Source organism: Mesorhizobium sp. LNHC209A00 (genome assembly GCF_000502915.1).
GTDB lineage: Bacteria > Pseudomonadota > Alphaproteobacteria > Rhizobiales > Rhizobiaceae > Mesorhizobium.
The window spans coordinates 14,839-36,862 of the sequence record NZ_AYWT01000011.1 but is presented as its reverse complement, the minus strand read 5'-3'; the positions used below and the strand labels follow the sequence as shown (position 1 = coordinate 36,862).

11 protein-coding genes are annotated in these 22,024 nt (G+C 60.4%); 9 read left to right on the top strand and 2 right to left on the bottom strand.

Annotated features, from left to right (window positions below):
- Positions 1-842 precede the first annotated feature (842 nt).
- Both X739_RS143455 and X739_RS143460 read right to left on the bottom strand, forming a co-directional pair.
- Positions 843-3,089 (bottom strand): DUF262 domain-containing protein, encoded by a 2,247-nt coding sequence (locus X739_RS143455; RefSeq protein ID WP_023795430.1) that lies wholly within the window; start codon positions 3,087-3,089, stop codon positions 843-845.
- Positions 3,089-4,804, bottom strand: coding sequence for a DUF262 domain-containing protein (locus X739_RS143460; RefSeq protein ID WP_023795429.1), 1,716 nt, complete (start codon positions 4,802-4,804; stop codon positions 3,089-3,091). The genes X739_RS143455 and X739_RS143460 overlap by 1 nt, the downstream gene beginning before the upstream one ends.
- A 541-nt stretch (positions 4,805-5,345) precedes the next feature.
- Here X739_RS143460 and X739_RS07055 point away from each other — a divergent pair.
- From X739_RS07055 to X739_RS143495, 9 genes are all read left to right on the top strand, one after another.
- Positions 5,346-11,255, top strand: coding sequence for a DUF3320 domain-containing protein (locus tag X739_RS07055; protein ID WP_023795428.1), 5,910 nt, complete (start codon positions 5,346-5,348; stop codon positions 11,253-11,255).
- Complete coding sequence (locus X739_RS1000000171375) at positions 11,243-11,410, top strand: hypothetical protein (protein ID WP_023795427.1); 168 nt, start codon at positions 11,243-11,245, stop codon at positions 11,408-11,410. The genes X739_RS07055 and X739_RS1000000171375 overlap by 13 nt, the downstream gene beginning before the upstream one ends.
- A 13-nt stretch (positions 11,411-11,423) precedes the next feature.
- The gene (locus X739_RS143465; protein WP_023795426.1) at positions 11,424-12,548 is read left to right on the top strand and encodes a DNA repair exonuclease; all 1,125 of its coding nucleotides are present in this window, start codon (positions 11,424-11,426) and stop codon (positions 12,546-12,548) included.
- Complete coding sequence (locus tag X739_RS143470) at positions 12,545-15,178, top strand: AAA family ATPase (protein WP_023795425.1); 2,634 nt, start codon at positions 12,545-12,547, stop codon at positions 15,176-15,178. The genes X739_RS143465 and X739_RS143470 overlap by 4 nt, the downstream gene beginning before the upstream one ends.
- Before the next feature lie 124 nt (positions 15,179-15,302).
- Positions 15,303-16,103, top strand: coding sequence for a DUF6088 family protein (locus tag X739_RS143475; protein ID WP_245273923.1), 801 nt, complete (start codon positions 15,303-15,305; stop codon positions 16,101-16,103).
- A complete protein-coding gene (locus X739_RS143480) occupies positions 16,100-17,179 on the top strand; it encodes a nucleotidyl transferase AbiEii/AbiGii toxin family protein (RefSeq protein ID WP_023795423.1) in 1,080 nt (359 codons plus the stop codon). Before X739_RS143475 ends, X739_RS143480 begins: the two co-directional genes overlap by 4 nt.
- The gene (locus X739_RS143485) at positions 17,176-18,033 is read left to right on the top strand and encodes a transcriptional regulator (protein ID WP_023795422.1); all 858 of its coding nucleotides are present in this window, start codon (positions 17,176-17,178) and stop codon (positions 18,031-18,033) included. The genes X739_RS143480 and X739_RS143485 overlap by 4 nt, the downstream gene beginning before the upstream one ends.
- The gene (locus X739_RS143490; protein WP_031252213.1) at positions 18,030-18,608 is read left to right on the top strand and encodes a hypothetical protein; all 579 of its coding nucleotides are present in this window, start codon (positions 18,030-18,032) and stop codon (positions 18,606-18,608) included. Before X739_RS143485 ends, X739_RS143490 begins: the two co-directional genes overlap by 4 nt.
- A 1-nt stretch (position 18,609) precedes the next feature.
- Complete coding sequence (locus tag X739_RS143495; protein WP_023795420.1) at positions 18,610-22,011, top strand: UvrD-helicase domain-containing protein; 3,402 nt, start codon at positions 18,610-18,612, stop codon at positions 22,009-22,011.
- The last annotated feature ends 13 nt before the right edge of the window (positions 22,012-22,024 follow it).

The following is a 22,024-nucleotide window of genomic DNA, read 5'->3' as shown; positions in this document are numbered from 1 at the left end:
CGCACCTCCAGGGTGTGCCCTTGCCAGTGGCCACGCTGGCAGGCCTTCCAAACTGCCTGCCGCGAGATTCCTGCCGACTTGGCGAGCAGGTTGAGTGGGACGAATTCTTTCCTCGACATCGTGCCGCTAGTCCCTAGCGGTGGAACGGAAACCACCGGGTAGCAGCCCGAGTTGTCCCTGGCGTGACAGCCACACCTTGGATTTCCACGCAGCCTCAGGAAGCCGTACGGATGACAGCCATTGGCCGCAGTTCGTTTCGCGAGGGTGTGGAAGGGTGACCGGTGACAGTGGAAGGGAGAGTTGGGCCTTGGCCGACAGGGCTGCGGCCTTGGTTACAATCCTAGGTCATGGGTTGACCAATCAGCTGCCGACCGTAAGCGGGTGTACCAACAAGGACGGCTAGATTATAAATCCAACCAGTTAATGCCAGTCCAGAATTACCTGTCATTGAGGCCATTGGTAAACCTCGTCTTAGAATCAGAATCTCCTACCCTCGGCCCGAAAATTCAGTGGCATAGCCACACACACGCAAGCCATAATTCCGGACTGGTAAACCCCACGAAATGCCAGATAATTCCGGACATCACATCGCGGACGGGAAAAGTTCCTGACTGCCAATTATGCGACTTTCGAAGCACAAACCATGAACACTGCGGCGCAGTGCTATTGGATTTCTAATCGCCACTTAGTCGGAGGCCCTAATCCGGTCATTTCGGAACATGCGAAGTCAGCTCGGCCCGTCCCTGATTCAAAGGCCGCCAGGCGGGTTTCGCGTCCAGCTGCCATTGAACTTCAGGTTCCGACCGTCAAAGGCATCGGAAGTTGCAAGATATGTAATCGAACTAAAGTCCGGCATCGACTAGTTCGCCCAGAATTTTTCCGCCAATAACAATCCGATCCACCGCATCGATGGTGCTATTGGCCGACATCTTGGCTATAGAGAGCAGGTTATTGGAAATGCCATATTTTGCGGCTATGACGTGATAACTGATATTCTGCGCCGCATCCTCTGGCGGAACCACTTGGTAGCCGTCAGGAATGCACTGGATCTTCGTTCCACTCCTGGTCAGCACCATCAGCCGCGGAATGTGCGCGTAACCGTTGAACCGGTCACGCACGGAATCATCGGGCGCGCCAGCCTGCTTGATGATCGCCGAAAGAAATGGATCGCGGTAGTTGCTGTTAAGTTGCGTTTTGTCCAACATGCATAGGCCATAGCCCAGCTCACGGTCATTACCGACATAGATACCGGAATTGCCGTCGCGCATGATGGGATATTTGACCAGATACCAGCGCCAGTCATAGCCATCCGAAGCTGGTGCGTCGGCCAGGTAGTCGGCAATCAAGCCCTCCAGCAAGGTCTTTGGCTCACTCGTCGATTGCGACAGCCGGTCGAGCAGGATCGCCAGGATGTCCCGAGTCCGCTTGGCATCCTCGCGGTTGCCCCGCGTCAATACTTCACGCCACGATGTCGCATTGTCTTTGGCGCTGCCGAAATAAAACCGTGCACCCTTCGGTCGGCTGTAGTTCCCCACCGCCAGGAGGGCCGCCGTCAGAGTGGGCCAGAGGGTTTTGTCCGAGAAGCAGCACTCGAATTTTGCGGCGCGAGCATTGAAAGTCGCCGCATCGACATCGAGGTCAAAAGCGATCAAACAGCCGCGCAACAGGGTATGATCCTCGAGGCGAAGAAGGGCGGCCTCGATGGCCGGCTCCCGCTCGATGGCGGCGACCTTGTCATTCTCGTCCCCGACCTGCCCGGAATTGAACGTCGTCAGCCGCAAGGCTTTCCTAATGTCAGGCTCGCGAACAAGAGTCTCTACGTCCTTGATCAAGCCGGGCATATTCTCGAGGCGCAGCTCGTTGGGCGAGGCCTCGATCAGATTGCGCAGCATGCGCAGCCGCCGTGGGAAGTCCGCCGTTTCCTCATCGCGGTGGGTGACAAAGGCATACAACAGCAGCGTTTCGGGCCAGCCGAAGGGCCGACTGCCCGCGCGTCGCGAATAGCTGTCGCAACACTGCTTGAACAGGTCTACCTCATCCCGAAACATTGGGAGGCCCTCGGTCGGGTCTGACGCATTGCAGCGCATATGCGACCCGAAATAGGCGGCAATGTCGATATCGCTCCAGATGTCGATGGACCGTGCGAGCCAATTCAGATTGTCCGCAGCCGCCGGATTGTTGGCGGGCCCGAACAATTGCTCGGCTAGCTTGAACGTATCTTCCAAGGCAAATTGCCCTTGGCGCCACAAAGCGATCTCTAGAACGAATTCCAGGTAACGCAGCATCTGCTCGTCGACGATATTGTCTCTGCCGCGGTAGACCCAGAACAGATCCGACCAAGTCGTATCCATTTTTCGGGCGAAATCACCCGCCTTCGGTAGGCGATTCGTAATTTGCTCAAGCCGCGCCTTGAAGTTTTCGAATGGCGTTAGCGGCTTTCCTCGGGAATTCATCTTGATGTAAAGCGCATTGCTCTCGACGGCGCTTTTAAGCGGCAAGACGTGAAACGATACCGCAGGCCGCGTCTTATCGGTCAAGCGCGCCCATGCCTGTTCGAAATCTGCGGCGGCGAAGTGCGCATGGATTGTGTCAAGCATCCTGAGCATGGATTGCACGGTCGGATCGTGGTTCCAAGTATGCAGATACCAAGCTTGGTCGGTCAGCCATTCCGACACAGTACATGACCCAGCAAAGGCATGTCGGCCCAGCAACTCGCAGAACAATTCCGCGGTCGGACGGGTAGAATAGCGGAAGCGCGTCCAGCTGTCGCCCGGCGATAGCCGTCCGGTGCGAGACGCGAGATACCAATGCAGCAGAAATAGCGTAGTCAGCCTCTGCTGACCGTCAAGCGGCTTCAGCGTGCCACTGCTGAGGTCGCCATAAACGAAATCGAGACTAATGGGATGGTCATCGATGATGGCCTTATGGAGGGCCTCGACAAAGGAAGCTCGGATTTGAACCGCCGTGTTGTCGCTACGCCCCTGTGCATAGTCGCGCTGGATGAGGGGCACCTCGACCTGATCGATCTGAGTTCCGCCGTCCCGCGTCTCGAACAGATGCGCATAGGAGGTGATGAAGCTTTCCAGCATCAGACTGTCGCCTTGAAATAGGGACCGAGCAGATCTTCGAGCGCCTCAAAATAAGCCTCGCGATCCTGCAGGCTCCAGAAATAGGGTTTGCGGGCGCCGTGATCGCCGAAATATTTAAGGAATACCTGCCGCGTGCAGACGGGGATATAGGCGCCTTCCTTGTCCATCGCGAGCAGATCCTGCCGCTTAGCCTCAAAGGCTGAATTGCTCAGGACGCTGTTCTTGCCGCTCTGTAGCAAGGCTAGGTTGGCGATGCCGTGCATGTCATTTGCCATATTGGCAGCGCCCACAGCCTGATCCGTGGCGGTCAAAAGGTCGATCACAGCTACCGAAAGCCGCTGGAACACTAAGTTGGTGACCGGCCGGGACACAGCTTTCAATTCAGCGAGCAGGTTGTCACGCTGGATCAGCAACTCGTCGCTAATCGGCAGGTCGGCCAGTACCTTGTAATGAAGCGCGAGCCAGCTGTGCCACTCCTCCTCGTTCCGCAGCACGTCTGAGTGCTGGGCGTGGATATGTTCTAGCGACCAGCTTTCGCCGTGATGCGCCGCAAAGGGAAAGCGCTCGCCCGACAGGTCGCGGCGGCGGGAGGTCTCGACATTCATTAACAACAATGCCTGTTGGGCTTTCTTCCGGCCGGCGCCGCTCTCGTAACTGATCTCGGAAAGCGCCTTGCGGCTGAGGTCGAGCTTTTCCACAATTCGTCCGACCAGCGCCTGGGTGAATTCACTGACCAGCTTGCCTCGCGCCAAGGCAAGTATCTCCGCAAAGCTGTCTCCGCTGGCGATCAGGAAGCCGATCCGGTGATAGAGGTGATGATCCTCGAACCAGCCCAGCACGCGAGCGTGCAATTCCACCACCTCGTTCCAGAAGTCCATGGGGTCGCGCGTTATTGCATCCCTCAGTCTCTCAAAGGTCTGGCGCTGGCCATGCTGTGCATCCGGTAATTGCAACCGCTCGGCGAGCGTATCGAGCAGCAGGGTGATCCGCGTGGGGTAATCGTCGCCCTGCCGATTGGAGATGAAGGCCCAGATGTCGGGGCGGCGCAGATCGCGCTCGATGCCATCCCATTGCGCGGCAACCGAAAAGGCGCGGTCCGCACGATGTTGAGGCCCCTGTACCTGCGTTAGCAGATGCGCCTTGACCAACTCAGCATCGGTAAGCGGAATGCGCCCGACATTGAGCCGCGCAAACAGAGCGATCGGGTCCTCTTCGGCACCCGTCTCATACCAGATTACCTCGACCCCGTCCTTGAGCCAGATGAACAGCTTGTCGGCCCGTTCCTGCTGCTTGTGCTCGTCCGGGCCGAACCAGGCTTCGATTTCCGCATAGGCCGCGTAGAGAAAGTAAAAATCGATATTGTCCTCGGCCTGCGCACTATCCGGCGCCCTGAGAAACTCGGCGCTTTTGTAACGTGTCTCGTAGACGATCGAATACTGGGGACCGAACTTTTTCAGCCGCGATCTCTGCATGAAAAGATAGATCAGGTAGAGCGTTGTCAGGCGCTGCTGTCCGTCGATTAGTTCCCATTCGTTCTCGCCGATGGCCCGAACAACGATCGGCTGCAGCCGATACGTTTGACCTTTGCTTTCCCAAATGTCCTCGAGCAGTTGGTGGACTTCGTGCCTGCCCCAGCGATATCCGCGCTGATAGGCGCAGATGCGGAATTGCCCCTCTATATCCCCGACATTCATGGTCGAGAGTGCAGTCGTCATTGGTCCCTCTTCGTCAGGCATTTGGGGTGTTGGGAGCATGAATAGTTCTGGCCGGCCTATGAACGAGCGAGGATTGTGGCTTAGTGCGGCAGCATTGAAACGAACTTATGCCACGGCCCGAATCGGGTAGGTTGACGAGATCAGAAACGGACTGGCAAGTCACCAACATTGTCCGGCTCCAGATTTCGCTGTGATCTCTGGAATGACTGACATTGGGCGCACTGCGGCTATGCACAGCATCACCCGCGATTGTTTGCTTCGTGCCAAAAAGGGGCGACCACCTATGGTCTTGAAAGGAGCGGGCCAAAGACCCCCAGTTGAACGCAGTCCGGCCCCAAACGGCGGCCGTGCAGCTCAGCGAAACCTGGAAGCAAGCGCGGCTGGCCTCATCGACCAGTCGCGGCCGACAACTGTCGAGTGACGGATGCGGCTCGTATTTCGTAGTTTACGCTGCTGAAAAACTAAGCGGACACCATCCCGAGAATTTACTTTCAAATTCTGGTCGCAAAGTTCTATCGTGAATGAAAATAGGGGATGGGGCATGGAAACGAGTTCGGACACTGGCGACGCCGCCGGTATATCAGCCGCGCCCGTAATAGAAGTAGTGGCTGACATCGCCGCCAGCTTTACATATGCATCCTTCCAAAATGCCATTCCGGTGATCCGGTCCATTTCTCTCAATAACCCAACCCAGCAGGGCTTCGAAAAATGCACTCTCGAGCTGACATCGAACCCCCCTTTTCTGCGCGCCAAAAGCTGGACAATTGATCGGATCGTTGCTGGCGACCGGCTTCCCTTAAGCGATCGAAAAATCGATCTCGACGCCAGCTATCTGGCCGGTCTCAACGAGGCTGAGCGTGGGGAGATAACGTTGCGCCTAACCTCAGGAGGCGCAGTGCTGGCCGAGCAGCGTGTTGCGGTGCGCCTGCTTGCCCGCGACGAATGGGGTGGCGTCATCGATATGGCGCAATTGCTGCCTGCGTTCGTCATGCCGAACGACCCGGCGATCGCAGGACTGCTGCGTTCCGCAGCGGAGCGGCTCGCAGCGCATGGTCACGCCTCCAGCCTCGATGGCTATCAAAGCGGCAATCCGCAACGCTCATTCATGCTGGCGGCCGCAATTTATTCGGCCGTTGCTGGTCTATCCCTGCATTATGCCGAGCCTCCTGCAAGCTTCGAAAGCCGAGGCCAAAAAATCCGACGTCCCTCAACAATTACGGCAGAGAGGCTGGCTACCTGTCTCGATGCCAGTCTGTTGTTCGCCTCCGCCCTGGAGGCGACGGGCCTGCACCCAGTCGTGCTTATGTTCCAGGGCCACGCTGCCGTCGGCGTCTGGATGACACAAAAGACGCTCGCCAACGCCATCGAAGCCGATGCCATGGAGATTCGCAAGGCGCTGGCTTCGCGCGAACTGATCGTATTCGAAACAACCGGCGTAACGCATCGGCCGGCGATGACGCTGGAGGCTGCGCAACGAACAATCGAACAGCGGCTCGATGAAACGCAGGTGGGCACCTTTGTCGCCGCTATCGATATCCGCCGCTCGCGCAGCGGCGGCATTACGCCGCTTGCCTCGCACGAACCGATGCGTCGCAGCGTGGATACCGAAGTAGCAACCGAAATCGCGCTGCCGCTGCCAGCGGCACCGGCCGTGACAGCCCAGCCTGCCGACATCGTTGAGGTGAAGCCGACGACAGCTGCCGGGCGGATCGACCGCTGGCAGAAAAAGCTCCTCGATTTGACACTGCGGAACCGCCTGCTCAATTTTCCGGACTCCAAGAAGACAATTCCGTTTCTTTGCACTGACGTCGGCTACCTCGAGGACCGCCTGATGGCAGGCGCTTCGATCCGGCTGATTTCGCTGCCCGAACAGAATCCACTGGGCGAGCGGGATGCTGCCCTCTATCGCGAGGTGCACGGACGTGACCTCCAGCGTGGCTTTGCCGCGGAAGCGCTTCTGCGCGACGAGCTCCCGTCGACGCTCGATGGGCGTCAATTGGAATCCCGGCTGATCGATCTTTACCGGCAAGTGCGCAACGATTTTGCCGAGGGCGGCGCGAATACGCTTTTCCTGGCGGTCGGCTTCCTGCGCTGGAAGAAGAAGGCCGAGGACGAGCGCAGCTATCGCGCGCCATTGTTGCTCGTGCCGGTCAAAATCGAGCGCCGCAGCGCAACGTCGCGTTTTACTTTGCGCTTTCATGAGGATGAGCCGCGGTTCAACGCAACCCTGTTGCAGTTTCTTGAGCGCGATTTCGAGCTCAAACTGCCACAGTTCTCCGGTGAGCTGCCCGAAGACGAAAGCGGCGTTGATGTGCCGCGTCTGCTAAGTCTCATGCGTCAGGCAGTGCGCGACGTCCCCGGCATGGAGGTGGTAGACGAGACGGCGCTCTCAACCTTCTCCTTCGCCAAGTTTCTTATGTGGAAAGATCTGGTCGAGCGTACCGATGCTCTGCGCGAAAACCGCGTCGTGCGCCACCTGATCGATACGCCGGAGATAGCGTTCGAGGGGAATGGTTCAATATTCCGGGACGAGCGCGAACTCGATCGGCACTATGCCCCGTCCGATATCGTTTCGCTGCTGCCGGCCGACTCTTCACAGACCGCGGCAAGCCTTGCCGCCGCTGAGGGTCGAGACTTTGTCATCATCGGTCCCCCCGGCACTGGCAAGAGCCAGACCATCGCCAACATGATTGCCAACTGTCTTTCAGTTGGCAAAACCGTGCTGTTCGTGGCCGAGAAGACGGCGGCGCTCGATGTGGTGTATCGCCGCCTTCGCGAACATGGCCTGGGCGCGCACTGTCTCGAACTCCATTCCAGTAAGGCGGACCGACGCAACTTTCTCAACCAGCTCAGGATCAGCTGGGAAAGCGGCGTGCGCGTGGACGCAGCGGAGTGGATTGCGATCAATGAGCGGCTTCGCGTCCGTCGCGACGAACTGAATACCTATGTCGAAGCGCTGCATCGGCCCCATATCAATGGTCTCACGCCCTATCTGGCGCTTGGCATAGCTCTCAAGAACAAGCAACAGCACGCTCCAGGATTGTCGTGGCCTTCGTGCGATGGCCATGACGAGGCAAGCCGGCTGGCGCTGGAGCGTATTGCCGCCGAAACGGGTCTCGCATTTCAGTCAGTGGAGATGCGACCGGTCTTGCGTCTCATAGATGTCACCGAGTGGACGTCAGGCTGGCAGGATAATTTGCTTGAAGGGGCAAAGACCCTCAAGAGTGCGTCCGAGGTTCTAACCACCGCACTCGACGCCTTCCTGGTGAGCATCGGCCTGCGCGCCAAAGGCGATGCGTCAACAGCAGAGCTCGAAGCGCTGCGAAACCTAGCAGGGGCACTCCAGGACAGTGCCGGCTATGACGTCAGCATTGTCTTTGATCGAGATTTCGCCCAGTTGCGGGGAGGCCTCGCCACTCTCAATGATGCAATCGGAGACTATCGCAAATCTCGCAAGGACCTGTCGGCACGCTATGACGAGGCTGCGGTTGCGCGCATACGAATAGAGGACATAGAGCAGCAATGGCAACAGGCCGCTTCTGCCTTCTGGCCAAACAGTCAGTTGGGCAAACGCAAAGTCCAGAAGCTGCTTCAAGGCTATGTGGCAGAGGGCGCGGCCGATCCTCAGCACGACTTGCCGCTGTTGCGCGTGATGCAGGACCGCCGGGCCAGTGTCGAAGCGAACATCCTATCTGGGAAGCCGATCGGATTTGCCGCACTGGACACCGATACCGACCGTATCGATCAGATACTCTCGCTCGCCGAAAGGCTTCGACAGACGCTACGCCTACCCGGCCTCGGCACGGAGGATCTCAGAGCGCTCCTCCAAGCAACCGCCCCCAGCCTGCGAAGCGGTGCAGCAGATAGCACGATGCGCCATGGGGCAGCCCGCTTCCTTGCGGCTTCTGCAGCATTTGAGGCTGCGAGGACCCAGTTTGCGATCACTGCTGGAAAGACGCCTTCGTCGGCAGGACATGATAACCCGCTGACCGAATTGACGACTGCGATCGGAGACTTGCTCGATGCGCATCATCTTCTGCGGGACTGGACTTCGTGGTGCGGCATACGTCGCAGAGCTGTCAGTCAGAATCTGGGAGCGTTGGTAGACGATATCGAGGCGGGTCTAGTGCGACCAACCGAAGCTCAATCCGCGTTCCGCCTGGCCTATGTACGCTGGTGGCTACCGGCCACGCTAGATGCCGATCCGGTGCTGCGGAATTTCCGTCGCTTCCAGCACGAGCACGCCATCGAAGATTTCCGGGAGATCGACGATCTTGTCCGCGCTCAAGCGAGCCTTCGCGTTATCAGTGCCATCGCTCATGGTTTGCCGGCTGTGCAAAGCGTCCCGCGCAATTCCGAGTTGGGCCTGTTGCGCCATCAGATGGAATTGCAGCGGCCCAGCAGGTCAATCCGCGAGATGATCGGCGCTATGCCATCGAGCTTTGCCAAGCTCGCTCCTTGCATGCTGATGTCGCCTCTTTCAATCGCTCAATACCTACCTCCCGACCAGGCGCTTTTCGACGTGGTCATTTTCGACGAAGCATCGCAGATCACCACCTGGGACGCTGTCGGTGCTATCGCGCGAGCCCATCAAACCATTATCGTAGGCGATCCCAAGCAGTTGCCGCCCACCAATTTCTTTGGCCGCAACGAGGAGGACGAGGAAGTCGTCGAGCACGAAAAGGATCTTGAGAGCATTCTCGATGAAGCCAAAGCGGCCGGCATACCGGTGCGTGACCTGCGCTGGCATTATCGTAGCCGCAATGAGTCGCTGATCGCCTTCTCCAACCATCACTACTATCAGAATAGGCTCATCACCTTCCCTTCCCCAACGGTGGAAGATCGGGCAGTGCAGCTGCGAAAGATCACGACCGGCATCTACGACCGAGGAAAAAGTCGCACCAACCGGATCGAAGCTCAAGCGGTCACCGACGAGGCGGTCAGCAGGATGCGGTGTTGGCTGGCCCTTCCAGAAAAGGACCGCCCCACGCTCGGAGTCATCACCTTCAACGCGCAACAGCAGTCGCTCATCCTCGACTTTTTCGACAAGGCGCGACAGATGGAGCCGGAGCTTGAATGGTTCTTTGCCGATGATCGTATTGAACCCGCCATCGTCAAGAATCTGGAAAATGTCCAGGGCGACGAGCGCGACATAATCCTGTTTTCGATCACTTTCTCGCAAGATAACGCCGGCAAGCGCTCCATGGATTTCGGGGCGCTAAATCGGGACGGCGGCGAACGCCGGCTGAACGTCGCGGTGACGCGTGCGCGGCAGGAACTGATAGTATTTTCAGGTTTTACCGCCGACCAGATCGACCCCAACCGGACTAAGGCAATCGGTGTACAGCATCTTAAAACCTTCCTCGATTTTGCCGAGCGCGGCGCCGTGGCGTTGCCAGCGCAGGAACGCGGATCGGTCGGGGCCTTGGAATCCCCTTTCGAGGAGGCTGTAGCCGCCGAGCTTGAGAAGCGCGGATGGACCATCGTTCCACAAGTTGGCATTTCTGGCTTTCGAGTGGATATAGGGATCCGGCATCCCGATCTCGCCGGAGCCTATCTGGCGGGGGTCGAGTGTGACGGCGCTGCTTATCACAGTTCTGCCACGGCGCGAGATCGAGACAAGGTCCGCGAGCAGGTCCTGCGAGGCCTCGGGTGGAACATTGTCCGGGTATGGTCAACCGATTGGTGGTTTGATCTCGAAGGTTGCACCGATAGGCTCCATGCCAGCCTGGCCGCGCTGCTCGAGGAAAGCCGTCGCAAGCAAGCTGAACAACAGGAAAGTGAAGCGGCGATCCAATGGGACATGGGCCATAAGGTCGACCCCATAGACCCATTGCCAGCTGAAGAGTTTGCATCGACCGGCGAACCTGCAAGCTTGTCGATAAAATCAGAGTCAGAGCTTGTCGCCGCTCCCGTCGCGACGGTAGAGCACCCATCAGCATCTGGAGCAATTTTGCCTGCTGCTGCCGCGAATTCGACGCATGATTCCGTACCGACGGACGACCGTTATCGCCTCACTGACCTATCAGCATTCGCTACCAGCCCGGATCATTTTTACGATTTCGCCTACCGAGGCACTTTGCGGACCATGGTCGACGCAGTGATCGTACAGGAAGGCCCGCTGCGAGAAGACGTCCTTGCGCAGCGCATCGCACGGGCGCATGGCTGGCTCAGAACGGGCAACAAGATTCGGGAGCGGATCGACCTGCATCNCAGACGTGTGCTCTTCCGATCTTTGCGCAGCGCATCGCACGGGCGCATGGCTGGCTCAGAACGGGCAACAAGATTCGGGAGCGGATCGACCTGCATCTGCGCGATTTTGATAGAACTGAAGAATCCAGCGGCAGCTTCCTATGGAAAAAGGGGACGGTGGTCGATCTGCTTGATTATCGCATGCCGTTTGACGCCCATGCCCGCCGGTCCATTGCCGACATTCCAATGGCCGAGCTAGCCGCTGTCGTCGTCGCGAACGAGGACATTCTGGAACAGTCCGACCCCGCTCTCGACCTTGCACGTCTGCTCGGCGTCGAGCGACTTGCGGCGATATCACGCTCCCGGCTGGATGAGGCCATCGATCGCGCCCGGCGCTACCTGGCACCGACATAGTCTCGGAGACTCCATGTTTCGATTCATCCACAGCTCCGATCTTCATATCGGCAAGCGGTTCGGCAACATGCCGGAGGATCTGCGCGGGCGGCTCCGTGAAGCGCGCCATAGCGCGATCAGCCGGCTGGCAGAACAGGCACGGGTCCGTGGTGCATCCACCATATTGCTGGCCGGCGATACGTTCGACACCGAAACGCCCACACCAGCGATGTTGCGGCAGGCCCTTGCCGAGATGAGCCAGAGCGCGCCCTTGCGCTGGATACTGCTCCCTGGCAACCACGATTCACTGTTAGCTGATCAATTGTGGAGCGCCGCGGGTAGCGTTGTGCCAGACAATGTCCTGCTGGCGACCCGGCCCGAAATCCTGACCATTGCTGCGGACGTGGCGCTGCTACCTGCGCCGTGTACGACCCGTCGGCCCGGGCGCGACCTTACCGAGTGGATGGACAGCGCCGCGACGCCGGAAGGCGCCATGCGGCTCGGCCTTGCTCATGGCGCCATCCAGTCCTTTTCGGAGGAATCAGCAGCGTCCGACGTCATTGCGCCAGGTCGCGCGGCCAAGGCCGGTCTCGATTATCTGGCACTGGGAGATTGGCATGGGACAGTCGCCATCAATGAGCGCACCCGCTATAGTGGCTCGCCCGAACCTGACCGTTTCAAGCATGACACACCCGGGCAGGCCCTTGTCGTTTCCATTGCGGGGCCCCGCGCCATACCGGAGATCGCGGCCGTCGAGACCGCCAGCTTTTCCTGGAAAGTCGCTTCCCTGCATTTGCTGTCGGGCGACAACAGTCCGGCGGCATTTGAAGCGTTGCTACCGCCTGCACACCTGCGGCGTCAAACCTTGTTGCGAGTTGTCGCGTCTGGCCGGTTACGGTTAAGCGGACGAACCGCCCTTGAAGCGGCGGTAGCAGCAGTCGCGCCCGACTTGGCCTATCTGGAGCTGGAAGGGGACGGGCTCGCGACCGATTGCGAAAGCAGCGATTTGGATCGGATCGATCGCTCCGGTGCCCTGCGCGAGGCAGCGCAGGCGCTGTTGGATGAAAGCGCCGATGAAACGCGGTCGTCTGTCGAACGCGACATATCGCGAGAAGCGCTTGTTCGGCTGTTCGGCTATTGCGAGGCAATGGGATCATGAAGCTTACAGCCCTTAGGCTTCACAACGTCAAACGGTTCGCTGGTAAAGGCGTTGCCATCGAAGACATCGGCGACGGCGTCAACGTGCTTTGCGCGGTCAACGAGTTCGGCAAATCAACCTTCTTCGAAGCGTTGCACGCCCTCTTTTTCCAACCCCATTCGGGGACGCCCGAAGGCGTAAGACTGCTACGGCCTTATAGTGGTGGCAATCCGGTGGTGGAGGCCGACATCACCACTTCAGAAGGACGCTATCGGCTTACCAATCAGTTTTATGGAGGCAAGCTGGCCAGCGTTACGGACCTCGAGCGGGGCCGACTGTTGGCTCAAGCCGATGAGGCCGAAGCCTTTATCGGCAAACTAATCCATGGCGGAAGCGCAGGACCGGCAGGATTGCTCTGGGTTCGCCAAGGGATCACCGGCATCGAAAGGCGCAGCAAAAGCGAGGAGGATGGCGACAAACGCGTGCGCGAAAGCCTACTATCCTCGGTTCAGGGGGAAGTTGAAGCCCTGACCGGCGGGCGACGCATGGCGGAAATCGCCGCAGCATGCGAAGAAGAACTCTATAGCCTGGTTACGTCAACGCTGCGTCCCAAGAGCGGCGGTCTCTATGCGGCGGCGCTCCATGAGCGTGACAAACTGCTGGAAGAAGAACTGCGCCTTGGTGCCGAAGTTGCAGGTTTGCGCGATGCGCTCGACAAGCGGCGCATGGAGTTGGCGCGTCTGTCTGAGCTTGAAAACCCCGAAGAAGGCGCCATCCGGCGGGAAGCCATCTCGGCCGCGGAAGCCGCAGTTGGGGCCGCCAAATCGCATAGCGAAGCCCTGAAGGCTGCTGAGGCGGAAGCTGCCCTGGCCGTAATTCACCACGACGCCGCGAAGCAGGCCCTCGACAGTTTTCATACCGCGCTCAAACGAGCCGCGGATTTGCACCAACAGTCGACCATAGCGCAGCTCCGCCGCAGTGAGGTTCTCGATCGGCGCGCTTCTGCCATAGTCGAAAACGAACAAGCGATGGCCGAAGTTCAAGCGGCCGAACAGGAAGAGCGCGAAACGCGCGAATTGCTCGCGCGGCTGGATGCGGCCCTCTTGGCGCGCGATGCTGCCGAACAACTGGCCAGCCTGCACAACCGCTTGAAACAAGCTGAAGTCGCCAGAACCCAGATCGAAGATGGAGAGGCAGCGCTGGCGATGCTGGCGGTGCCGGAACAGGCTGTCGAGCAGCTCCAAGAGCTCGAACTCGACATTGCCGGTCTTCGTGCAGCTCAACTGGGAACCCTGCCGACGCTACGCATGGAATACCGGGACGGCGCCGCCGATTTGGTAACCATCGATGCCAAGCCTTTGCTCCATGCAATAGACCAAAGCTTTGCTGGCACCGTGCGCATAGACATTGCCGGCGTCGGAGCTTTGACCCTGCGCTCAAATCGGCCCCAGCAAGCCAACCGGACCATCGAAGAAGCCGAAGCGAAGCACCACACCCTGCTTGCGTCCCTCGGTGTCGACAGCCTCAGGACGGCACGCCAGCGCCTGGTGGAAGCGCGCGACAAGGCAGCCGAACTTAGCTTGGCGCGTCAGCGGCTAGGCGATCTCGCGCCCAAGGGAATACAGCAATTGCACGACGAGTTTGCCCGACTGAGCGCCCTCGGGGCCGGGAACCTCGAACTCAAAGTCGATCCGGAACAGGTCCGGCAACATCATGCCGCAGCCGAGCAGCGGGTGGCGACAACACGGAACAGCGCTCGCGAGGCGCTTCCCTTGCGCAGCCATGCCGACGAGGCTGTCATGGCCGCGGAGACGGCTTACCTCACCATCCAGGCGGAACTGACGAGCCTCGAGGTGATATTGGGACCTGATGCAGCGCGCGAGGGAAAGGAGCGCATGCTCCTCACTGAGGCCACCACACGACAAACTCTGCGCGAAGCGGCCGAAATGCGTGCTGCTCCCTTTCGCGACAGCGCTCATGACCTCGCCAGCGCTGAAGCCGTTCTGCGCCGCGCCCGCTCGGTTCAGGATGCGGCGGCACAGGAAGAAAGTCAGTTGCGTGTAACTCTAGCCGACCTCAATGGCCATATTCGTACTCGGTCCGAAGACGCGGTAGAAGAAGCTTGGCACGAAGCCAGAGAAAAATTGGAAGCCTCTGGAGAACGAGTGAGACGCTTCGAAATCGAAAAGGCCGTCCTCGACCGGCTGCGCACTACGCTGGTCGCCGCGCGCTCGACGGCACGCGATCTTTATCTAAAGCCGGTCATGTCCGAGCTGCGGCCGCTGCTTGGATTGCTATTCGATGACATCTCCATAGTGTTCGACGAGAACACACTGTTGCCGCAGACCGTTCGCCGCAATGGTCAGGACGAGGATGTCGAGAGGCTGAGTGGCGGCATGCGAGAACAGCTTTCGGTTCTGACCCGGCTGGCCTTCGCCCGTCTGCTCGCCCGCGACGGGCGACCCACACCGGTCATCCTAGATGACGCGTTGGTCTATTCCGATGACGATCGCATTGAGCGCATGTTCGACGCTTTGCATCGTCAATCACGCGATCAGCAGATTCTCGTTTTCTCCTGCCGCCAACGCGCGTTCGCAAAACTCGGCGGAAACATTTTGCAGATGAGCGACTGGCAACCGGATCGGTCCTAAGTGGAGATGAGATGGCCCTGTCCGAAATTTGTATATATCTTTCGGACAGGCTTCTTGTTGATCGTCCGAAAAACCTCTACAATTTTCGGACATGAGCAGCGACTCACCCGATCTGAAGACAGCCATGCTTGACCGCATCCGTGCCGACGCGCCGCGCAAGGTGTGGACGCCGAGTGATTTCGTGGATCTCGCATCGCGGGATGCCGTCGATAAGGCGCTGCAGCGGTTGACGAAGGCGCAAACCCTCAGGCGAATCGATCGAGGGTTCTACGATCAGCCTGGCTTCAACAAGCTCACCCAAAAAACCAACCCGCCCGATCCGCGCTCGGTCATCGACGCCGTTGGTCGACGCGACCAAACCCGGATGCTTGTCGATGGCATGACCGCAGCAAACGATCTGGGCCTGACCGACGCGGTCCCGGCAAAAATCGTGGTTCACACAGACGCCCGCCGTCGTGCGATCAAGCTCGGTAACGTCACGATCACCTTCCGTCCGACCGCGGCCAGCAAGCTGTTCTGGGCCGGGCGACCGGCGATGCGCGTCGTCCAGGCGCTTCACTGGCTCCGCGATCTCCTGGTCCGTGAAGGAGAGAGTGATCACGTCAAGCGCAAGCTCGCCAAACTCTTCGAGGATCCCGTTGCGGGCCCGCCGCTGAAAGCTGACATCGCTGCGGGTATGACGGCGCTGCCAACCTGGATGTGGGTGTTTCTCAAGCCGCTTGTCGAAAACGGCGCTGGCGTTGGTCGTCGGCATGTCGGTGATGATGATCATGCCGGTGCCGATGCTGATCATGATCGTCAGCGACAACGAACGAGGGACGGCGACGACGATCACGCAGCCATCGGCCGACGGAAGCCGAAACCGCACTCTGCCGACAAGACACGAACCGCCAAGCGCGGCGCAACCCGGACCGCGAAGACATGAATGCGGCTTTCGACGAGGTCCTCGCGGCAGGGTCGGAAACGATGTTAAGCGCCTTCGATACGACGGCGCTGCGCCTCGGCACGGCATCCCAGAATATCGAAAAGGACTTCTGGGTCTGCTGGACGCTGGATGCCTTGTTCAATGGACTGAAAGAGGGGGGACCCCGCCTCCTTTTCAAGGGCGGAACCTCCTTGTCCAAAGGCTTCGGTCTGATCAACCGCTTCTCAGAGGATATCGACGTCACGGTGTTTCGGGACGACATTGGCGAACCGGCGACCATCGAGGAGCTTGACGCTCTGAGCGGTAAGAAACGCAAGGCGCGCCTCGATGCGATCAAGGACGCCTGCCAAGCCTACATCAACGGCCCGCTGCGCGCTGAGTTGACTCTGATCCTGCAAGAAAGGCTCAAGGCCGCCGGCCTCGATACCGGGGCGGGACGGGTGGACGCCGACGATGCCGATCCCGATGGGCAGACGCTACTGATCTGGTATCCAGCGGCGACGCCGCGATCGGATTATGTGCGAGCGGCGATCAAGATCGAGTCTGGCGCGAAATCCGCGCTCGACCCCAATAGCGAAGTGCCGATCAAACCCTATGTCGATGATGATCTGCCGGCGCTCGACCTGACCGTGCCGGCCGTGCGAACGGTCGACCCTGAGCGTACCTTCTGGGATAAGATCGTCATCCTCCATGGGTTGCGACGCTGGTTCGACAAGCGAGGAGAGCTGCGTGGGGGCGGCCAACGCGTGTCTCGACACTACTATGATCTGCACCAACTCGCCGCGTCGCCGGTGGGCGACGCCGCTATCGCTAACAGCACGCTCGGCGCGGACTGCGTCGCGCATGCCCGGATGTTCTTCGATCGACCGGACTTCGATCTCGCGAGCGCCGTGCCTGGCTCGTTCGCGCTTGCACCGCATGACGCCATGATCGAACAGTTGCGCATCGATTACAGCGCCATGAAGGGGATGATCTTCGGCGATCCTCCGGAATTTGAGGCGGTGCTCGACAGCATCCGCTCGCTCGAGACGCGTCTGAACAAGAGGCGCGATATGGAAAGCGAGGCGGCGCGATGAACCAGTTTGAGGGAGCTGCCGGTGCAGGGCAAGGGGCAGACGCGCAGCGCACGCGCCAAGCGACAGTAACACCGCTGCGCAAGCGACGCCTCAGCGGCGAACTCTACAAGCGCGACCAGAGGGTAGAAGCGCTCATCGCCGAACTGGCGGCCCTGTCGCGTGACGAGTTGATCGCCAGGGCTGCAATAAAGAAACGCTCCGACCCAGCCTACGTCCCCAGCGAATGTCTCGTCTATTTCATCCGCGCGAGCCGTCGCGATAACAACGAGATGTGGTTTGAGCGCCTCTATCGGATCCTGATTGAACGGGTAGTCCGTAGTTTGTCCAGGGCGGAAAGCCCTGATGGCAAGACGGAATCGTTGACGCGCGGAGTCGTGCGCGACAAGGTGTTCGGCCGGTTCGTCGAGCTGTTGTCGGCGGATCGCGCCGCCTATGTCGACAAGGTCGACTACTTCGAGGTGCGTTTCAACGGCGCGCTGGCTAGCCTGCGGCGCGATGCTCAGGAGCAGGCCTGGCGCGACGAGAACCGTTCCCGACCGCTCGAATATGACGAGGAAAGCGGTGAGCTGTCACCGGAGGTCGAGGCGGCTGCCGGGGCTCACGACCCGTTCGCCTTGTCGGATTTAGACGATCCGGCTTACCGGTTGCGCCTAGATGCGGCGATTGCGGCTCTACCGATAGAACAAAGCAGGATCATTCACATGCTAAGACAGGGCTTCCCCATCGACTCAAAGGAGCCGGACGTCATGACCATCGCCCAGGCCCTGGGCCGCTCCGAAAAGACCGTCCGAACCTATCGCGACAAAGCCTTCGCCACCCTGCGGGCCGCCATGGCCGATGGAGAAGAGCGGTGAGTCCCGCAGGAGAACGTCCAACCCGCGAGTCTGTGCTCGACGCGTTCGCGGTCGAGAGCGAGCCTGGCCGGTCAACCTTGGAGCGCTATTTGCGGCTTTATCCGGAATATGCCCTAGAGCTCGTCGACCTGTCGCGCGAGCTTAGCCGCGACGTCTACGACGATGACGCGCCGCTGGCCGTTGCCGATCAAGCCCTCCTCGACGCTGCCTGGTCGCAACACGCGGCGGCCATGCCGGCGCCGATGACCGACCCCTTCGCGGCGCTGACGGTCGCCGATTGGCGTGCCGTCGCCCAGCGTCTTGACGTGCCCCGGCAGGTCGTGACCGCGCTGCGCGAGCGACGGATCTCCCTCATCAGTATCCCGCGACGGTTTCTCGGGATGTTGGCCGAGGCGGTGAGCAGTTCGGTCACACAGTTGGAATTGTCCTGGGGCCCCGCGCAGCTGGCGGCCGGGCGCAGCTACAAGGCCGACGGCAAGCCGGCGATCGGCGGGCAGGTCTCCTTCGAGCAGGTGCTGATCGACGCAGGCGTCCCGGTAGAGAAGCGCGCCCGGTTGTTGTCAGAGGCGGATTGATATGGACAGGGTGGAGCTCGCCAGGCAAGTCGCCGCAGAGCTTCATGCTCGCCTCGTTGCTTCCGGCGCCGATCCTTGGTCGCCCTATGACTTTGCTGTCGCCGAGGCCAAGCGACGGGGGATTGATGTCGAACCGACGGCCGCTGGGGCAGCCGTCCTCAATGGCGGCCGTGCGACCTTCGTCGCCGCCGACGATCTGATCCTTTACGAGAGTGTCGGCTCGCCGTTCGAGCAAGCCTTCCTGGTCGCGCACGAGATTGGTCATGTCGAGCTCGGCGACGATCCTGAGGGCGAGCCGATACCGACGATTGATCCCAGCCGCGCCGCAGAGCCGTCGCCGGTTGGGATGGATCGGGTTGTCGACTATGGCCGCAGGCAGCGCCGTGAGGTCCAGATGGACCTGTTTGCACGCGAGCTGCTGCTCCCGCGCACCCTGGCGCGCGCACTTCATATCGACGAAGGGCTCTCCGCGTCCGCCATTGCCGCGAAGTTCGGCGCACCGTTCGAGGTCGTCGCGCAGCAGCTGTTCGACGCCTTGCTGCTGCCGCCGGTGCCTCCCGCGACAGCCATGACGCATGTCGAGCGGCCGCTGAATTCGCTGCAAGCCTCGGCGGCGGCACATCGCGGCGAAGCCTATCTGCTTGAGGCGGGTCCTGGCACTGGCAAGACGCAGACGTTGATCGCTCGCGTCGAAGGCCTTCTGGACGAGGGTGTCGATCCGCGGCGCATCTTACTTCTGACCTTCTCGAACAAGGCGGCGGGCGAGATGGCGGAGCGGATCGCCCGCAAGCGGCCCGAGGCTGCCGCCGCGATGTGGATCGGCACGTTCCACGCATTCGGTCTCGATATCATCCGTCGTTTCCATGCAGAACTGGGCCTGCCGAAAGACCCGCGGATGATGGATCGGACCGAGGCGGTCGAACTCCTTGAGGAGGAGTTCCCGCGCTTGAGGCTTATTCATTACCGCAATCTCTACGATCCGACCCAGATCATCGCCGACATGTTGGCCGCCGTCTCACGGGCAAAAGACGAGGTGGTCGACGCCGAAACCTACGCCACGCTCGCCGACGCAATGCTTGCGAAGGCCGGGGACTCCGATACGCGCGAGGTCGCTGAATTCGCCGGCGAGGTGGCACGCGTCTACGCCGCCTATGAACAGCTCAAGCGCAACGCGCATTGTGTTGATTTCGGCGATCTCGTCACTCTGCCGGTACAACTGCTTGAGACCGACGCGGCCATCTGCGCAACGCTACAGGCGCAATATGAACATGTCCTGGTGGATGAGTATCAGGACGTGAACCGCAGCAGCGTGCGGTTGCTGCATGCGTTGCGGCCAGATGGCAGCAATCTCTGGATGGTCGGTGACGCCAAGCAGTCGATCTACCGGTTTCGCGGCGCCTCTTCCTTCAACATGGCACGGTTCGGCAAAGAGGACTTCGCTAACGGCAAGCGCGGCCGTTTGAAGCGCAACTATCGTTCGGTGCCGGAAATTGTCGAAAGCTTCTCCAGCTTCGCTACCACCATGTGCTCCGGCGACGCGGACAGCGGCCTTGAAGCGGATCGGGACGGCAAAGGTCAAAAGCCCGAACTGCGGACTGTGCAGCGGGCCGAGCAGCAGCAAGTTGCTCTCGCAGACGCGATCGAGCAGCTTCGCGGTGAGGGCTTTGGCTACCGTGACCAGGCGGTTCTATGCACCGGCAATGAGAAACTGTCGACGATCGGGCAGGATCTCGAACGGCTTGGTGTCCCCGTCTTGTTTCTGGGTAGCCTGTTCGAGCGGGCCGAGGTCAAGGATCTCCTGGCCTTGCTGTCCATTCTCGTCGACCGGCGCGCCATGGGCTTGCTGCGTATTGCGTGCTGGCCCGACTTCACAACTTCCTTCTCTGACGTGGCGGTGATCTTTGAGCACCTGCGGGCAGCTGACCACGCGCCGGGCGGCTGGCTCCAGCAGGTGGATGCGATCCCCGGCGTAAGCGACCCCGGCCGTCAGGCACTCTCCAGGCTGGCGATCGCGCTCAGCGGCTTCGACCAGACAGCCTTGCCCTGGACCGTGCTCGCCACGCTATTGCTCGATCGTACCCGCATCGTCGCGCGCCTTGGCGCATCCGCAGAGCTCGCCGACCGTACGCGCGGCATAGCGATCTGGCAGTTCCTCAACTTCATGCGCGTCCAGCCTGCCGGCCGCGGCCTGCCAATCACGCGTGTGCTTGATCGGGTGCGTAGGCTCGTCCGTCTCGGCGACGATCGCGACCTGCGTCAGCTTCCGGCAGCCGCCCAGCATCTCGACGCCGTGCGGCTGATGACCATCCACGGTGCCAAGGGCCTGGAGTTCAGCGGCGTCCATATTCCGGGACTCAACAGCGACACCATCCCGCGCACTCCGCCGGCGCCGCCCTGTCCGGCGCCCGACGGCATGATCGCGGGGGCCGTAGGCAACGCGCTGGAGGCGTTCCGCGCGGGCCAGAGCGAGGAGCAGGAGTGCCTGTTCTATGTGGCGCAATCGCGCGCCCGCGATCGCCTGATCCTCTATGCGCCGACCGAGAAGAGCAACGGCTACAATCGTCCGCTGTCGCCCTTCCTCGACCGTCTCGGAGCCACCCTGACGCGCGGCTCGGTCGTGCCGGCGCGACCGCTTCCCATGGCGGCGGAAGCGCAGGGCATCGATTTGATCATCGAGGGACGGCTGCAGTTCGGAGCTCCGCAAATCGCTCTGTATGAATCCTGCCCGCGCCGCTTTTTCTACACCCATGTCCTGCACGTCGGTGGGCGCCGAACCACTACGGCCTTTATGCACTTGCACGAGGCGGTTCGCTCGGTAGTCAAGGCGGTTATCGCGTCGAACCTGCCTATGACTGAGCAAGAACTCACCGATCGCACCGATACTGCGCTTGCCGGTGAGGGACTGGGGGAGCATGGCTACCGCGCTGAATTCCGCGATCTCGCATTGGCGATGCTGCGTTTATTTCTGTCGGGCCGCGCAGGAGCGATCGCTGAGGCGCCGGTGGCGGTCAGCATCAACCTCGGCGGCGAAGAGATCCTCGTCGAACCGGACGAGGTTCTGATGCGGCCCGACGGTATCCGCGCCGTGCGCCGCGTCCGCACGGGCCATAGGCGATCGGCCGAGAGCAAGGATGTCGGCGCGGCAGGGCTGATCCTGGCGGTCAAACAGGCCTATCCCGGCGCTGTTGCGGAGCTTGTCCATCTTTCCGACGGCGAGGCATCTGAGCTTTCGCTTTCAGACCGCGAGTTGAAGGGACGCACGGACAAGCTTTCAAAGTTTCTTGGCGACATCCGTGCTGGACGGTTCCCGGCCGAAATCTCATCGCGCACCTGTCCGAACTGCCCGGCTTTCTTCATCTGCGGACCGACACCCGACGGACCCTTGCAAAAAAAGTTCGCCTGATCTTACCGGTCGG

Coding starts and splice junctions, on each gene's coding strand:
- X739_RS143465 (WP_023795426.1), top strand. CDS start 11,424: ATGTTTCGATTCATCCACAGCTCCGATCTTCATATCGGCAAGCGGTTC.
- X739_RS143480 (WP_023795423.1), top strand. CDS start 16,100: ATGAATGCGGCTTTCGACGAGGTCCTCGCGGCAGGGTCGGAAACGATG.
- X739_RS143475 (WP_245273923.1), top strand. CDS start 15,303: ATGCTTGACCGCATCCGTGCCGACGCGCCGCGCAAGGTGTGGACGCCG.
- X739_RS143455 (WP_023795430.1), bottom strand. CDS start 3,089: ATGCTGGAAAGCTTCATCACCTCCTATGCGCATCTGTTCGAGACGCGG.
- X739_RS1000000171375 (WP_023795427.1), top strand. CDS start 11,243: ATGGCCGAGCTAGCCGCTGTCGTCGTCGCGAACGAGGACATTCTGGAA.
- X739_RS143460 (WP_023795429.1), bottom strand. CDS start 4,804: ATGACGACTGCACTCTCGACCATGAATGTCGGGGATATAGAGGGGCAA.
- X739_RS143470 (WP_023795425.1), top strand. CDS start 12,545: ATGAAGCTTACAGCCCTTAGGCTTCACAACGTCAAACGGTTCGCTGGT.
- X739_RS143485 (WP_023795422.1), top strand. CDS start 17,176: ATGAACCAGTTTGAGGGAGCTGCCGGTGCAGGGCAAGGGGCAGACGCG.
- X739_RS143495 (WP_023795420.1), top strand. CDS start 18,610: ATGGACAGGGTGGAGCTCGCCAGGCAAGTCGCCGCAGAGCTTCATGCT.